This is a genomic window from Pseudomonas sp. RL_105y_Pfl2_101 (assembly GCF_963970585.1).
Lineage (GTDB): Bacteria > Pseudomonadota > Gammaproteobacteria > Pseudomonadales > Pseudomonadaceae > Aquipseudomonas.
In genome coordinates, this window is record NZ_CAXAPG010000015.1 from 41,684 (window position 1) to 56,658 (window position 14,975).

11 protein-coding genes are annotated in these 14,975 nt (G+C 60.9%); 5 read left to right on the forward strand and 6 right to left on the reverse strand.

Annotated elements, in window-relative coordinates; translation table 11 throughout:
• Nucleotide 1: 1 nt before the first annotated feature.
• The 3 genes from AACY31_RS17085 to AACY31_RS17095 all read right to left on the reverse strand — a co-directional run bounded on the left by AACY31_RS17085 (nucleotide 2) and on the right by AACY31_RS17095 (nucleotide 6,517).
• Nucleotides 2–3,775, reverse strand: a complete 3,774-nt coding sequence (locus AACY31_RS17085; RefSeq protein WP_339480814.1) for a nitrate reductase subunit alpha — start codon at nucleotides 3,773–3,775, stop codon at nucleotides 2–4.
• Between the two features lie 65 nt (nucleotides 3,776–3,840).
• Nucleotides 3,841–5,238, reverse strand: a complete 1,398-nt coding sequence (locus tag AACY31_RS17090; RefSeq protein WP_339480816.1) for a NarK family nitrate/nitrite MFS transporter — start codon at nucleotides 5,236–5,238, stop codon at nucleotides 3,841–3,843.
• Entirely contained in the window at nucleotides 5,216–6,517 is a 1,302-nt protein-coding gene (locus AACY31_RS17095; protein ID WP_445261557.1) for an MFS transporter, read from the reverse strand. The genes AACY31_RS17090 and AACY31_RS17095 overlap by 23 nt, the downstream gene beginning before the upstream one ends.
• Before the next feature lie 310 nt (nucleotides 6,518–6,827).
• On the opposite strand from AACY31_RS17095, the gene AACY31_RS17100 reads away from it, so the two are divergent.
• The 5 genes from AACY31_RS17100 to AACY31_RS17120 all read left to right on the forward strand — a co-directional run bounded on the left by AACY31_RS17100 (nucleotide 6,828) and on the right by AACY31_RS17120 (nucleotide 12,372).
• A complete protein-coding gene (locus AACY31_RS17100) occupies nucleotides 6,828–8,627 on the forward strand; it encodes a HAMP domain-containing protein (RefSeq protein ID WP_339480820.1) in 1,800 nt (599 codons plus the stop codon).
• Nucleotides 8,624–9,271 (forward strand): two-component system response regulator NarL, encoded by a 648-nt coding sequence (gene narL, locus AACY31_RS17105; RefSeq protein WP_339491931.1) that lies wholly within the window; start codon nucleotides 8,624–8,626, stop codon nucleotides 9,269–9,271. Before AACY31_RS17100 ends, narL begins: the two co-directional genes overlap by 4 nt.
• 158 nt (nucleotides 9,272–9,429) lie before the next feature.
• Entirely contained in the window at nucleotides 9,430–10,107 is a 678-nt protein-coding gene (locus tag AACY31_RS17110) for a Crp/Fnr family transcriptional regulator (protein WP_024616162.1), read from the forward strand.
• Between the two features lie 85 nt (nucleotides 10,108–10,192).
• On the forward strand, nucleotides 10,193–10,579 hold the full coding sequence (locus tag AACY31_RS17115) for a putative zinc-binding protein (protein WP_339504849.1): 387 nt from the start codon (nucleotides 10,193–10,195) through the stop codon (nucleotides 10,577–10,579).
• 344 nt (nucleotides 10,580–10,923) lie between these two features.
• Nucleotides 10,924–12,372 (forward strand): MFS transporter, encoded by a 1,449-nt coding sequence (locus AACY31_RS17120; RefSeq protein ID WP_339504851.1) that lies wholly within the window; start codon nucleotides 10,924–10,926, stop codon nucleotides 12,370–12,372.
• A 219-nt stretch (nucleotides 12,373–12,591) separates the two neighbouring features.
• Here the strand turns inward: AACY31_RS17120 and ubiT are convergent, their stop codons facing one another.
• From ubiT to ubiU, 3 genes are read right to left on the reverse strand one after another with little or no spacing between them, the layout of a single operon-like run.
• Nucleotides 12,592–13,062, reverse strand: coding sequence for a ubiquinone anaerobic biosynthesis accessory factor UbiT (gene ubiT / locus AACY31_RS17125; protein ID WP_339504854.1), 471 nt, complete (start codon nucleotides 13,060–13,062; stop codon nucleotides 12,592–12,594).
• The gene (locus AACY31_RS17130; protein WP_339480834.1) at nucleotides 13,056–13,946 is read right to left on the reverse strand and encodes a U32 family peptidase; all 891 of its coding nucleotides are present in this window, start codon (nucleotides 13,944–13,946) and stop codon (nucleotides 13,056–13,058) included. Before AACY31_RS17130 ends, ubiT begins: the two co-directional genes overlap by 7 nt.
• Before the next feature lie 11 nt (nucleotides 13,947–13,957).
• Nucleotides 13,958–14,953, reverse strand: coding sequence for a ubiquinone anaerobic biosynthesis protein UbiU (ubiU, locus tag AACY31_RS17135; protein WP_339480835.1), 996 nt, complete (start codon nucleotides 14,951–14,953; stop codon nucleotides 13,958–13,960).
• Between the last annotated feature and the right edge of the window lie 22 nt (nucleotides 14,954–14,975).

Below are 14,975 nucleotides of genomic sequence, written 5' to 3' on the forward strand. Positions count from 1 at the left end.
CTCAGTTCTCCTCGATATCAGTCGGCAGTGGACGCGGCAAATCATCGCCACTGGAACCATCGAGCCAATCGACCTTGACCATCTTGCGCACCACGACAAATTCGTCGCGGTTGCAACCGACCGTGCCGTAATAGTTGAAGCCGTAGGCCTGTTGGGCGTAGCCGCCAATCATGTGGGTGGGCTTGAGCACCACGCGGGTCACCGAGTTGTGGTGGCCGCCACGGGTCTTGGTGGTTTCCGAACCTGGCACGTTCACGATCCGTTCCTGGGCGTGATACATCATCACCATGCCTTCCTTGACCCGCTGACTGACCACCGCGCGGGCGGTCAGCGCGCCGTTGACGTTGAAGCATTCGATCCAGTCGTTGTCCTCGATACCGGCGCGCTTGGCGTCGATTTCCGAGAGCCAGACAATCGGTCCGCCACGGCTCAAGGTCAGCATCAGCAAGTTGTCGCTGTAGGTGCTGTGGATCCCCCATTTCTGGTGCGGGGTGATCCAGTTCAGGACGATCTCGGTCTCGCCATTGCTGCGCTTGCCCTTCACGCCGGCGATGGTGCGGGTGTTGACCGGTGGCCGATAGCTCATCAGCTGCTCGCCGAACGCCTGCATCCACGGGTGATCCTGGTAGAACTGTTGGCGGCCGGTGATGGTGCGCCATGGGATCGACTCATGGACATTGGTGTAGCCGGCGTTATAGCTCACGTGATCGTCTTCCAGGCCAGACCAGGTCGGGCTGGAAATGATCTTGCGTGGCTGGGCCTGGATGTCACGGAAGCGAATCGCCTCGTGCTCCTTGGACACCGCCAGATGGCTGTGGTCGATGCCGGTGAATTCCGACAGCGCTGCCCAGGCTTTCAACGCGACATGGCCGTTGGTTTCCGGCGCCAGGGACAGGATCACTTCGGCAGCGTCGATGGCGCTGTCGATCTTCGGCCGCCCTTGGCTGATGCCCGCCTCGACTTCCTTGTGGTTCAGTTCGCCGAGGAATTTAACTTCAGTATCGGTGTTCCAGTTGATGCCCTTGCCGCCGTTGCCGAGTTTTTCCAGCATCGGGCCCAGGGAAGTGAACTGCTTGTAGATGTTCGGGTAGTCGCGTTCCACCACTTGCAGGTTCGGCGCGTTCTTGCCCGGGACCGGTGCAACGCCGGCGCTTTTCCAGTCGGTGCCGCCGAATGGCTGGGCCAGTTCGCCGACGCTGTCGTGCATCAGCGGTACGGTGACCAGGTCTTTTTCCACGCCCAGGTGACCGACCGACATGGCGGAAAATGCCTTGGCGATACCCTTGTAGATTTCCCAGTCCGAACGCGATTCCCAGGCCGGATCGATGGCGGCCGACAGTGGGTGAATGAACGGGTGCATGTCCGAGGTGTTCATGTCGTCTTTTTCGTACCAGGTGGCGGTCGGCAAGACGATGTCGGAATACACGCAGGTGGAGGACATACGGAAGTCCAGGGTGGTCACCAGATCGAGCTTGCCAATGGCGCCCTCGTCAACCCATTCGGCTTCGGTGGGCTTGCACTCGGTGCTATGGCCGATGTCTTCGTTCATCACCCCGTTCTTGGTGCCCAGCAGGTACTTGAGCATGTACTCGTGGCCCTTGCCCGAAGAGCCCAGCAAGTTGGAACGCCAGATGAACATGTTGCGCGGGAAGTTCACCGGGCTGTCCGGCTGCTCGCAGGCAAAGCGCAGGGAACCGTCCTGCAGCGACTTGACCACGTAGTCCTTGGGTTCCAGGCCCGCAGCGGCGGCGTCCCGGCAAATGTGCAGCGGGTTGGTGTTGAGCTGCGGTGCGCTCGGCAACCAGCCGGCCCGTTCGGCGCGGATGTTGTAGTCCAGCGCGTGCTCGGGGAACTGCGATTTGTCGGCCAGGGGCGAGAGCACATCGTGCATGCTCATCTTCTCGTGGCGCCATTGCGAACTGTGGCCGTAGAAGAAGCTGGTGCCGTTCATCTGCCGTGGCGGACGGTTCCAGTCCAGGCCAAAGGCCAGCGGCAGCCAGCCGCATTGCGGACGGAGTTTTTCCTGGCCGACATAGTGGGCCCAGCCGCCGCCGGTCTGGCCGACGCAACCGCAGAGCATGAGCATGTTGATCAGCCCGCGGTAGTTCATGTCCATGTGGTACCAGTGGTTCATCGCCGCACCGACGATGATCATCGAGCGTCCACGGGTCTTGTCGGCGTTGTCGGCAAACTCGCGGGCGATCTGGATCGCCTTCTCGCGGCTCACACCGGTGATCTGTTCCTGCCAGGCTGGGGTGCCGGGCACCGAAGCGTCGTTATAGTCCTTGGCAACGTTGGCGCCGCCCAAGCCACGGTCGATCGCCAGGTTGGCCGCCGACAGGTCGAATACGGTGGCGACTTTCGCCACGCTGCCATCGGCCAGCACCACGCTGTGCACCGGCACCCGACGGAACTGCACCGCGTCACCGGCCACATGCTGGAAGTACTCCTGGGCTTCTCCGGCGAAGTACGGGAACGCCACCTCGGCGACATCGCCGCCGATCAGGCTCAGCTTGAGGTCGATCTCACGTCCCTCGCCGCCTTCACGCGGCAGGATGTTCCACTTACCCTTCTCACCCCAGCGATAGCCGATGGAGCCTTGGGGCGAAACCAGTTCGCCGGCGGCATCCAGGGCGATGGTTTTCCATTCCGGGTTGTTGTCCTGGCCGAGGTTGTCGGTCAGGTCGCTGGCCCGCAGGAAACGGTCCGGCTGGTAACCCGCACCCGGCGCCGCGCCGAGCATCGGCTTGAGCATCACCAGCACCGGCAGGTCGGTGTAGCGCTTGGCGTATTCGGTGAAATAGGCGCTCGGCTTGTCCAGGTGAAATTCTTTGAAGATCACATGGTTAAAGGCCTGGGCCAGCGCGGCGTCGGTACCCTGTTTGGGGTTGAGCCACAGGTCGGTGAGCTTGGCGACTTCCGAATAGTCCGGGGTGATCGCCACGGTCTTGGTGCCCTTATAGCGCACCTCGGTGAAGAAGTGGGCGTCAGGGGTACGGGTCTGCGGGACGTTGGAGCCCCAGGCAATGATGTAGTTGGAGTTGTACCAGTCGGCCGATTCCGGCACGTCGGTCTGCTCGCCCCACACCATCGGCGAGGCTGGCGGCAAGTCGCAATACCAGTCGTAGAAGCTCAGGCACACGCCACCGATCAGCGACAGGTAACGCGAGCCGGCGGCATAGCTGACCATCGACATGGCCGGGATCGGCGAGAAGCCCACTACCCGGTCCGGACCATGTTCCTTGACGGTATAGACGTTGGCCGCGGCGATGATCTCGTTGACTTCGTCCCAGTTGGAACGGATGAAGCCACCCATGCCGCGCTTGCTTTTATAGGAGTCGGCCTTGGCCTTGTCCTCGACGATGCTGGCCCAGGCTTCCACCGGCGCCAGGGTCTGCCGGGCTTCGCGCCACAGTTTGAGCAATGGCTTGCGAATTTTCGGGTACTTGAGCCGGTTGGCGCTGTAGATGTACCAGCTGTAGCTCGCGCCGCGAGGGCAGCCGCGTGGTTCGTGGTTGGGCAGGTCGTTACGGGTACGCGGGTAGTCGGTCTGCTGGGTTTCCCAAGTGATCAGGCCGTTCTTGACGTAGATCTTCCACGAGCACGAACCGGTGCAGTTCACCCCATGGGTGGAACGCACGATCTTGTCGTACTGCCAGCGGGAGCGGTAGACGTTCTCCCAATCCCGGGATTCCTTGCGGGTCTCGCCGTGACCATCGGAAAACTCGCCTTGCTTACGGTTGAAAAACCGCAGTTGATCCAATAAATGACTCACAGTGTGTTCCTCTCAGGCTTGCTCCGCGGGGTCTGCGCCCCGCCCACGCAATAGTTGAATTCGTCTTAGCAGGGTGTCGCCGCGCCTTTGCGGGCGTACCACCACCAGGTCACCACGATGCAGCTCAGGTAGAAGCCGACGAACATGTAGAAGGCCATCTCCGGGCCGCCGGTCAGGGCCATCGAAGTACCGAAAGATTTGGGAATAAAGAAGGCTCCGAAGGCGCCCATGGCCGAGCTGAAACCCAGCACCGCGGCCGATTCCTTGCCGGCGTTCTTGATCGCTTGCTCGCGCTGCTCAGGCTTTTTGCCCAGGGCGGCCTTCTCGTGCAGGGTGCGGAAGATCACCGGGATCATGCGGAAGGTCGAACCGTTGCCCACGCCAGTGGTGATGAACAGCAACATGAACATACCCAGGAAGCCGTAGAAGCTGCCGCCCTCGCCGTTCTGCGGAAGAAAGTGCAGGACGCCGAACACCATCACGATCATCAACACGAAGTTCCACAAGGTGACCTTTGCGCCGCCGAGCTTGTCCGCCAGCCAGCCGCCCAGTGGCCGTACCAGCGCGCCCACCAATGGGCCGAGGAAGGCGAATTTCAGGGCGATGACTTCAGGGAAGGAGGTCTTGATCAGCAGCGGGAAAGCCGCGGAAAAACCGATGAACGAACCGAAGGTCGCCAGGTACAACCAGCACATCAGCCAGTTGTGCTTGCGCTTGAAGATCACCGCCTGTTCGCTGAACGAAGCGCGGGCGCTGGACAGGTCGTTCATGCCGAACCAGGCAATCAGGGTTACGGCGAGAATGAACGGCACCCAGATGAAACCGGCGTTCTGCAACCACAAAGAGCTGCCGTCGGCCAGGACTTGCGGTTGGCCGCCCATGAAGCCGAACACACCGAAGGAGATCACCAGTGGCACGCTGAACTGCATCACCGACACGCCCAGGTTACCCAGCCCGGCGTTCAGGCCCAGGGCGGTGCCCTGCTGGGACTTAGGGTAGAAGAAGCTGATGTTGGACATGCTCGAGGCGAAGTTGCCGCCACCAAAACCGCAAAGCAATGCGATCAGCACGAACACGCTGTAGGGCGTGGCCGAATCCTGCACGGCGAAACCCATCCACAAAGCCGGTATCAACAACGACGCCGTGCTCAGCGCGGTCCAGCGACGCCCGCCGAAGATCGGCACCATGAACGAGTAGAAGATGCGCAAGGTCGCGCCGGACAGCCCCGGCAATGCCGCCAGCCAGAACAGCTGGTCAGTGGTAAAGCTGAAGCCGATGGCATTCAGGCGCACGATTACCGTGCTCCAGACCATCCATACCGCAAAGGCCAACAGCAGTGCCGGAATCGAAATCCACAGGTTGCGCCGGGCAGTCTGTTTACCACTTTTGCCCCAGAACGCGGGGTCTTCCGGGCGCCAGTCATGAATGACCGGGCCCTTTTCAGGCGTTTTCAGAACGGACATGTTCTTCTCCTTGGGCAATGCTGGAAAACGGGGATTGAGTGGCCGGCGGCTGCTTACCCAGCAGCGGGCGCTTGCGCATTTCGCTGAAGTACATCCAGGCCAGGGATACCCAGACCACGCCGTACATCAACATGAAGCAGGACGAGCGCACGCCGGTGAGGTCCACCAGGGCACCAAACATAATCGGCAGCACGAACCCGCCCAGGCCCCCGGCCAGACCGACGATGCCGGACACCGCCCCCATATTTTTCGGGTAGTCGTTGGCGATGTACTTGAAGACCGAGGCCTTGCCGAACGCGAAGGCGATGCCCATCACGAACAGCAGCACGGTGAACAGAGTGGGACTGAGGCCAATATGGAAATCGACGATGCCGTTGACGGTCTGCACTTGCAGTTGAGTCTGGGGATAGGACAGCAGGAACAGACAGATCCAGCTCACCCACAACACCCACCAGGTCACGCTCTGGGCGCCCCAGCGGTCGGACATCCAGCCACCGACGGCCCGCAGCACGCCGCCGGGCAGGGAGAAACACGCCGCCAGCAGCGCCGCGCTTTGCAGGCTGAAGCCGTATTCCTGCACGTAGTACTTGGTCATCCACAACGCCAGGGCCACATAGCCGCCGAACACGATCGAGTAGTACTGGCAGTAGCGCCACACGGCCGGCTCTTTCAGGGCTTTGAGTTGCTCGCGCAACGTGGCACCGCCCGTGCCGCTGTGTTCCTTTTTCTCGGTGGTGAGAAACCAGAACAACAGTGCGGTAATGAACAGGATGGCGCTGAACACCTTCGGCACCAGGTGCCAGCTGCCGAACGCGATCAGCGCCGGAGCGAGGAACTTGGTTAGCGCCGCACCGGCATTGCCGGCGCCGAACACGCCCATGGCAAAACCCTGGTTCTGTTTGTCGAACCACTTGGCAACGTAGGCGATGCCCACCGAGAACGAGCCTCCAGCCAGGCCGACGAACAGGCCCAGCACCAGGAACTGCCAAAAGGCCGTGGCGAGGGTGATCAGGTACAGCGGCAATACGCAGGACAGCATCAGCAGGAAGAACACGATCCGCCCGCCAAAGCGGTCGGTCAAAAGCCCCAGGGGTAGACGCACCAGCGAACCGGTCAATACCGGCGTAGCGGCCAGCAGGCCAAACTGGGTTTCATTGAGGGCCAGCAGTTCCTTGATCGGAACCCCCAGCACAGCAAACATCATCCAGACCATGAAGCACACGGTGAAGGCCAGGGTACTCATCCCTAGTACCAGCCCTTGTTGCACTTGCGCTCGCATCACGATGCACTCCGTCAGTTCGATGAGCGCAGCCTAGTGATACGAACCCCGCGAAAACTTGACCTGGGTCAACGTGCGCCGGGGCGGTCCAGGCCTATGCTTGGCCCGCCTACCTCCAAGGAGGTAGGTCCTGATATTGATACAACCCTTTGTTTATCAATACTTTGAACAAGTCTGCCGAAGCTTTTATGGAAATGGAGCGGCCGACAACTCTTTAGAGGTAGTGCGCCCAGGATTGGCTGCTACACCCCCAGGTCCAGGGCGCCCCCCCTATGCTCGGTTCACAGTTATGCCCCGCAGGCCCGCGTCGATGATGCGTTGGCTGCGCAGTTCCCTGCCCGCTCGCGCCGGGCTGGCGGTGATCCTGATTGCCATCCTGGCCCTGGCCAGCTCCTTGAGTGCCGGGTTGATCGCCTGGTTCAGCCAAGGCGACGCTGCCGCCATCAATACCGCCGGCTCCGTGCGCATGGAGACCTACCACCTGAGCTGGAAACTCTCGGCGGGGACCAACGACGACATCCCGGCGATCGTCGCCAGCCTGCAACAACGTCTCGACAGCCCAGCCCTGCGCGCCGTGCTGGAAGATGGGCCGGAAACCTCCCTGCACAAAAGCTATCGCGACCTTGTGCAACGCTGGAACCAGACTTTGCGCCCGGCCATCGAGCGTGGTGACTCGGCGTTTTTCCAGGCCAGCGCCAACGGGTTCGTCGATCAACTGGACCAGTTCGTCACCCTGCTGCAACGCCAGAGCGAACACAAGCAAGGCTGGCAGCAGGCCATCCAGGGTGCGGCGCTGTTCAGCACCATGATCATCCTGCTGATCGGCCTGTATGAATTGCAGTACGGCGTGGTCACGCCCTTGCAGGAGTTGGTGGACGCCACCCAGCGCTTTCGCCGTGGCGAGTTCCAGGTGCGGGTCAATCACCAGTCCGAGGATGAGCTGGGCCAATTGGCGACCAGTTTCAACACCATGGCCGAGACCATCGAGCAATCCCATCGCACCCTGGAAAACCAGGTCCGGCAAAAGACCCTGAACCTGCAACAGGCCAACGCCGCCCTGGAGCTGTTGTACCAGAGCAGTCGCAGCCTGGCGACGCGGCAGGCTAATGCCGAAGGGCTGGATGAATTGATCCGACGCTTCCAACAGCGCCTGCCGGGCCTGCGCCTGACGTTGTGCCTGCAAGGGCAATTGCAGGCACCGGCCAGGCACCTGCTGGCGCTGCATGGCGCCGACAGTCGCCAGGTGTGCGCCAGCAGCGATTGCGCCAGTTGCCATAAACGCAACGCTGCACGCCCGCTAGCCTTTAGCATCAGTAACCAGGGTAATGAACTGGGTGAGCTCAAGGCGCATTTTGTCGACGGCCACGCGGCGCAGCCCTGGGAGACCGCATTGATCCAGGCCCTGGCCCACCTGATTGGCACGTCGCTGTCCCTCAAGCGCCAGCGCGAACAGGACCATCGCCTGCTGCTGCTCGAGGAACGCACGATCATTGCCCGCGAGCTCCACGACTCCCTGGCCCAGGCCTTGTCGTACATGAAACTGCAAGTCAGCCGCATGCAGACCCTGATGCGTCGGGGCGAACCGGTGCAGACCCTGGAGACGGTGACCGGCGAGCTGCGCGAGGGACTGAACAATGCTTATCGCCAACTGCGTGAACTGCTGACCACCTTCCGCCTGCAGATCCACGACGACGGCCTGGTCGAGGAACTCAAGGACACCGCCGAGGAGTTCTCAAGCCGAGGGGATTTCCAGGTGCACCTGTTCGTCGACACCCTGGCCTTCGAGCTGTCGGCCAGCGAGCAGATCCACATCCTGCAGATCACCCGTGAGGCCCTGTCCAACTGCCTGCGCCATGCCCATGCCGAAAACGCCTGGCTCGAACTGCGCCAGGAAGGCGAAACCGTGCGGCTGTCGATCGAAGACGATGGCCGCGGCTTCAGCGGCGAGGTGGACCAGCGCGAACACCATGGTTTGAACATCATGAACGAGCGGGCCCGCAGCCTGCGCGGCCAACTGCAGATTCTCTCTCGAACACCCCAGGGCACCCGCATCCAGGTGCATTTCCAACCGGAATTCCTGGGCCAACACACCGAAGGCCTCGCAACATGAACGCGCCCCTGCGCCACACCCTGCTACTGGTCGACGATCATCCGATGATGCGTCGCGGCATCCGCCAGATGCTTGAGCTCGAAGACGATTTGCACATCGTTGGTGAAGCCAGCCACGGCGAAGAAGCCCTGACCCTGATCGAACCGCTCAAGCCCGACCTGGTGCTGCTGGACAACAACATGCCGCAGATGAACGGCATCGAGACCCTGCGCCGACTGCGCGCCATGCACTACACCGGCAAGGTGCTGCTGTTCACCGTGTCCGATGCCGAGGACGACATCCGCGATGCCTTGCGCCTGGACGCCAACGGTTACCTGCTCAAGGACATGGAGCCGGAGCTGCTGATCCAGTACATCCGCGACGCCCTCAACGGCGCCCTGGTGATCAGCCCCGGCCTGACCCGCGTCATGGCCCAGGCCCTGCGCTCACCACCGCGCCAGGCCGATGTGGAACTGACCGAGCGCGAACGCCAGGTCCTCAAGACCATCGCCGGTGGCTATAGCAACAAGGTCATCGGGCACAAGCTGGGCATCACCGAAGGCACGGTCAAGGTGCATGTGAAGAACCTGCTGCACAAACTCGGTTTGCGCTCACGGGTCGAAGCCGCCGTGTGGGCGATGGAACATTTGCGCGGGGCGGGTTAGCCCAGCAAAACACACGCCCTGTGGGAGCAGATCTGGATTTCGTTCCCCACAGGTTTTGTGTCGTGATCGAGAGGCCCATCCCTCTTCCGAGGTAGGCCAGCCGAGGCATAGGCCGATGACGCCTTGGGCTCTACCATGACGGCACGCGGAGGTACGCCATGCTGACCCACCCTTCCATCGTTTTACTGTTGCGTCGTCATCACCTGTTCAGCCAACTGCCGGAGCGGGTCTTTGAAGATGTCTGCAGCCTGGCTGTCCTCAAACGCCTGGAATGCAACAGCACGCTCATGCACCAGGGCGATCCGGCCAAGCGGTTTTTCTTGCTGGTCAGTGGCCAGATCAAGCTGTTCCGGGTGACCGGTGAGGGCCAGGAGAACCTGGTGGAAATCATCCAGCCCGGCCAGACCTTCGCCGAGGCCCTGCTGTTCAGCCAGGCCCGCTGCTATCCGGTCAGCGCGTCGGCGATCAAGGACAGCGTGCTGGTGAGTATCGAGGGCACACATTACCGCAAGGCCCTGGAGGACCAGCCCAAGGTCTGCCTGGCGATCCTGGCGAGCATGAGTATTCATTTGCATCAGCGGCTCAAGGATATCGATAACTTGACCTTGGCCAGTGCCAGTCGGCGGGTGATCAATTTCCTGCTGCAGGAGCGGGATCCGCGGGATGGTCAGGTGGTGTTGCAGGTGTCGAAGCGGCTGGTGGCTTCCAAGTTGGGGATTCAGCCGGAGACGTTTTCTCGGATTCTTCATCGGTTGGTTGATGGGGGGTTGATTGCCATGGAGCGACGCAACATTCGTATCCTGGCTGAAGAAGAACTGGCTGGTTACCAACAGTAACCGGGCCAGTCCCGGATTTGACCATGGTCAAGGCGTATTACTGGCGGCCTCGCACACTGGCAGAGTCCATCAGTGGAGAACCCTCATGTCCGATTCAAGCCTTCCCTTGGTCTACTCCTGCTCCGGTTGCTCGAATGTCGCGCAGTTGGCCAATACCCTGGCCCTGCGCCTGGATCGCAGCGGCCTGGCCGAAATGTCCTGCATCGTCGGGGTCGGCGGGCATGTGGCTGCGCTGGTCAATAAAGCACGCTCGGGACGGAGAATCCTGGCACTGGACGGCTGCCCGCTGCAATGCGTCGAAAGCTGCCTGAACCAGCACGACCTGCACGCCGATGTGCATCTGATCTTCAGCCACCACGGTTTGCGCAAACGCAACGGCGAGGATTGCACCGAGGAGCAGAGTGACGAGTTGTTTGAGGAGATCAAGCGGCTGATTGAAAGCCAGATGATCGAAGCCACCGAGACGGCTTGAGAAGGCGAACAGGTGCTAGTGTCGAACACCAAAACCGGTGGCGAGGGAGCTTGCTCCCGCTGGACCGCGAAGCGGTCCTAAAACCTGTAGCCGCCGTATGTCAGTTAGAACGCACTTGCTGATTCAATTTTTTGAAATCAGCTCAACTGATACTGCAAACCTAATCTTGAGATAACGCGCCAAGAACTTAAAGCTTACAGAAATTACTTACAGAAATTTCCAAGACCCGTCCTACGACAGCAATATACCTTTCCTAAGAATCAGCAAGCTCATTCCCACAACCAACACGACTAACATTTCAGAAAACTCGCCACCTCTTCGCGATGATGTAAAGCCGCAACATCTTGAAAGTAATATTCAGTTGGCGCGATCTCCACCACCTGCAAAAAATCATCGTCAACGATATAGCCCACGCCTGGGGATTACCCGAGTGGCCGACACAACTTGGTTGGACCGTATTGGAATTCCGGTGGATTAAAGGTACGTCAATGAGTGCAAATTTTTCAGGCATTACGTGGGGCTTTCCCGGCATCGACCGGCGTCTTCTGAAAGTGCAATTCAGCTTTTTGTTGATGGTTTTGGGCGGGCGGTGCAATCAACTGGCGGTGGCTTGGTGGGCGTTGCAGGAAACAGGCTCTGCGCTCTATTTCGCCAACATGATTGCCTGTTCCATCGCGACGGAGGTGTTAGCCAAACCCCTGCTGGGATGGCTGGGGGACAAGTACAACAAAATCCTGATCATCAAGCTGGCCTCATGGATCAGCCTGCTGACAGCGCTGTTGATGGTGGTACTGTCCGCCACGGGGTCGTTCACCCCCTGGACGGTGGGCGCGCTGATGATGATCAGCAGTGCGATCGTCGGCGTACGCGACCCTCTCCAGGCTTCGATCATTCCTTTGTTTGCAGACGACGATAAAGTCTCCCTGGCCTTTCGGACCAAAAGCGTGATGTCGTCCTTTTCCATTCTGCTGGGACCGGTACTGGCCAGCGGGTTGATTTACGGATTCGGTATCACGTTCGCCTTTGCCGCCGATTTTTTTGCAATTCTCATCGCCGGGGCGTTGATCGCGACCATCCCGAGCCCCATCGGCGCCACTGACCAAGGCGAAAAAGCCCCGGGTGCCAGCGGCTTTAGCATGATCTATTCCGGCTTCAAAGTAGTTTACGGAGTGAAAGTCGAATTTTACCTGGCCATCATTGCAATGCTGATCAACTTTGCCCTGTTTCCGTTCTTCACCATCCTGATCCCATTGTATGTAAAGGACGTCATCCAATACCCGGTCACTTACATCGGTCTTCTGGATTCGTGCTTCGGACTGGGCATTCTGGCGGGCAGTTACAAGATCATCGGCTGGTTATCCGACCGGGTCCCCCGTGACATGTGTGTGTCCGCAGGTTTCGCATTGCTGGGGTGCAACCTTGTAGTGGTCGGGACCGTTTCATCGTCGTTCATCGTGCCCGCGGCCTTTTTCTGCGGCGGCGTCGGCCTGATGTTGATTAACATCCCCACTTCCGCTGTGAGGTTGCTGGCAACGCCAAAGCTCCATCGCAACCGGATTTTTGCAACGGTTTCATTTCTGTCTGCGGCGGCCAGCCCCTTGGGCAGTTTCGCGATGAACACCCTGATCGCCTATCTGGGGGTCGCACTGACAATCACGCTGCTGGGCGTCATGGTGCTGCTGTTGTCTCTGCTGGTTTTTCTGGTACCCGACTTCAAATCTTTCATGCGTTCCCAGGATACGCAGCTCAATGATGCCTATCTGGACAAATACCCTAAAGCGTTTGCGCACTGACGTGCCTGGCCGTACCAAGATCAAAAGATCAAAGCCGCAGCTCCGCAGGAGATCTGTATACATCCGCAAGAGACAGGTCGGCTGTCAGGCCGCCATCGCGAGCAAGCTCGGCTCCCACATGGATGGGTTACATCCGCAGGAGCCAGGCCGGCTGTGAGGCCACCTATATCGCAGGCAAGCCATACACTGGATCTGCGTCGATCACAGCAACTCAACCTCTCACCCCGCCGCCAACCCCTTGCCCGCCCGCTCCAGGTTGCGCCAAAGCCAAGGCGGCAGAACGTCCGGATCAAGACTGTCGATCAAATTCTTCAACGCCAGCCCCAACTCGGTATCCCCCTCGATCACCAAGCGGCGACGGAAGAACAGCGTGTCAGGGTCTTCCTGCCGACTGGCCAGCAACAGAAACTCGCGCCAGTTGCCGCTGATGGTGACCTGGGCCTCGGCCCGTTCGGCAATGCGCAAACCGTCCCGCGCCAAGGTCAGGTACCAGCACAACTTCAGGTCGGGCACGCGCAGGCACAACCAGCGCCCACGCAGCACCTCGAACCCGCCGTCGCGCAGCGGCTCGGCCAGGCAGCGATTGAGCGCCTGCTGCAACGCCAGGCGCTGCACCACAAACGGCACCTTGCCCACCAGCGGCAGCAAGCGGTCGGCACCTTTGAGCAGCCACTTCTTCGAACTCAGCACAGGCCCGCCTCCTCTACCTTCAACATGCCGGCATGGCCGTGCCAGTAGCCATTGCAACCGTCCACGAACAACGGCGGTGCCCCGCCCTGACGCACTTTGTCGAAGGCCGTGACCACCTCGGCCATGCCCTGGGCCCGCGGACTCAGGCGCAGCACATCAGCGCCACAGGCCACCAGCGCGTTGTAGTCGGCCAGCAGGTTGGTCACCTCACCGGACATCGTCTGGATGCCGTTGAGGGTGAACAACTGTTGGCCCTCTTGACTGCTCAACGCCAAGCCGTCGGGGTAGTTGATGCAGCAGAACTGACAGTCGTCCTTGGGGCGGTTTTCGGCTCGGGCGGTAAAGCATCGTGCCGAGTACGCCAAGGGCAGATGACCGTAGGCGAAGATCTCCACCTCCGGCACCTCGCGGTCCATGTCCCGCACCTGCTCCAGCACATCGCCGATCAGCGCCGCCGAGCACTCCACGGGCGGCACCCAACGGATCATGCCACTGTCGAGCAATTGCCCCAGGGCGTGGCCGTTGTACAAGTTCAGCGCCGGGCCGCCGACGAAAGGCAGTTTGCGTTCGGCCATGAACTGCACCGCGCCCATGTCATTGGCTTCCACCAACAACTGGCCGTTGTCACACAGGCGTCGCAGCGAGGACAGCTCCGAGGCCGCTTCGATCAGCGTCAGGCTCGACAACACAATCTGTGCCTGGCTGCACGTTTGCAGCTCGCGCGCCAACCCCAGCCACTGATCCAGGGAGAACGCCCGGCGTTTCGAACACACGGTTTCCCCCAGGTAAATCACGTCCAGCGGCAATGCCGACATCTCGGCATAGAAATTCCCCAGTTGCGCTTTGTCCCAATAAAACAGGACCGGTCCCAGGCTGAGTTTCATCTGGCCTCCCCTCATTGCCATGATCGATGGTAGGCACCCAGGGTGGTCTGGCTGCCTTCGGACAAGCCAGCCAGCGCCTGGCGCCATTCTTCCTGCACCCGGAACCGTTGCGGCGCGACCTGGTGGGCATCCAGTGCGGCGCGCCAGACCCGGGTCACTTGCTCAACGTAGGCCGGGCTGCGTTGACGACCTTCGATCTTCACCGCTTCGACGCCAATGGCCGCCAGCTCAGGCAGCAGGTCGAGGGTGTCGAGGCTGGTGGGTTCTTCCAGCGCATGGAAGCGCTTGCCGCCGACCAGGAAGCGGCCTTTGCACAAGGTCGGATAACCGGCCGGTTCTTCGGGGGTATAGCGGTCGATCAGCACCTCGCTCAGGCGTGCGCTGAGGCCTTGGGCATCCTCGCTCCAGCGCACCGCCTTGGCGGGCGAGCAGACGCCGCACAGGTTCGGTGATTCGCCGGTGATGTAGGAAGACAAGTGGCAACGGCCTTCAGCCATGATGCACAGGCTGCCGAAACCGAAGACTTCGATCGGCACCGGACTGCCCGCCGCCACCTGCCGCACTTGGGCCAGGGACAGTACCCGTGGCAGCACGGCGCGGCGGATGTCATAACGCTGGGCGTAAAACGCCAGGGCCGCGGCGTGGGTGGCCGAACCTTGTACCGACAGGTGCAGCGCCAGCTTCGGATGGCGCTGGCTGGCGTAGCTGAGCACACCAGGGTCGGCGGCAATCAGGGCATCCACGCCGAAATCGGCGGCGCGATCCACGGCCCGTTGCCAGCGCTCCCAGCCCTTGGGCTGCGGGTAAGTATTGACCGCCACGTACAGCTTGCGTTGGTGCTGGCGGATGTGTGCGACAGCCGCGTCGAACTGCTTATCGTCCATGTTCAGCCCGGCGAAGTGCCGGGCATTGGTGTCATCGCGAAAGCCGACATAGACGGCATCGGCGCCTTGGCGCACCGCCGCTTTGAGGGCAGGCAGATTCCCTGCCGGGCAAACCAGTTGCATGGGGCATCCTCATGAGAAAACT

Excerpts from the sequence above, each read along its gene's own strand:
- AACY31_RS17090 (WP_339480816.1), bottom strand. The coding sequence starts at position 5,238 with ATGTCCGTTCTGAAAACGCCTGAAAAGGGCCCGGTCATTCATGACTGG.
- AACY31_RS17095 (WP_445261557.1), bottom strand. The coding sequence starts at position 6,517 with ATGCGAGCGCAAGTGCAACAAGGGCTGGTACTAGGGATGAGTACCCTG.
- AACY31_RS17100 (WP_339480820.1), top strand. The coding sequence starts at position 6,828 with ATGATGCGTTGGCTGCGCAGTTCCCTGCCCGCTCGCGCCGGGCTGGCG.
- narL (WP_339491931.1), top strand. The coding sequence starts at position 8,624 with ATGAACGCGCCCCTGCGCCACACCCTGCTACTGGTCGACGATCATCCG.
- AACY31_RS17110 (WP_024616162.1), top strand. The coding sequence starts at position 9,430 with ATGCTGACCCACCCTTCCATCGTTTTACTGTTGCGTCGTCATCACCTG.
- AACY31_RS17115 (WP_339504849.1), top strand. The coding sequence starts at position 10,193 with ATGTCCGATTCAAGCCTTCCCTTGGTCTACTCCTGCTCCGGTTGCTCG.
- AACY31_RS17130 (WP_339480834.1), bottom strand. The coding sequence starts at position 13,946 with ATGAAACTCAGCCTGGGACCGGTCCTGTTTTATTGGGACAAAGCGCAA.
- ubiU (WP_339480835.1), bottom strand. The coding sequence starts at position 14,953 with ATGCAACTGGTTTGCCCGGCAGGGAATCTGCCTGCCCTCAAAGCGGCG.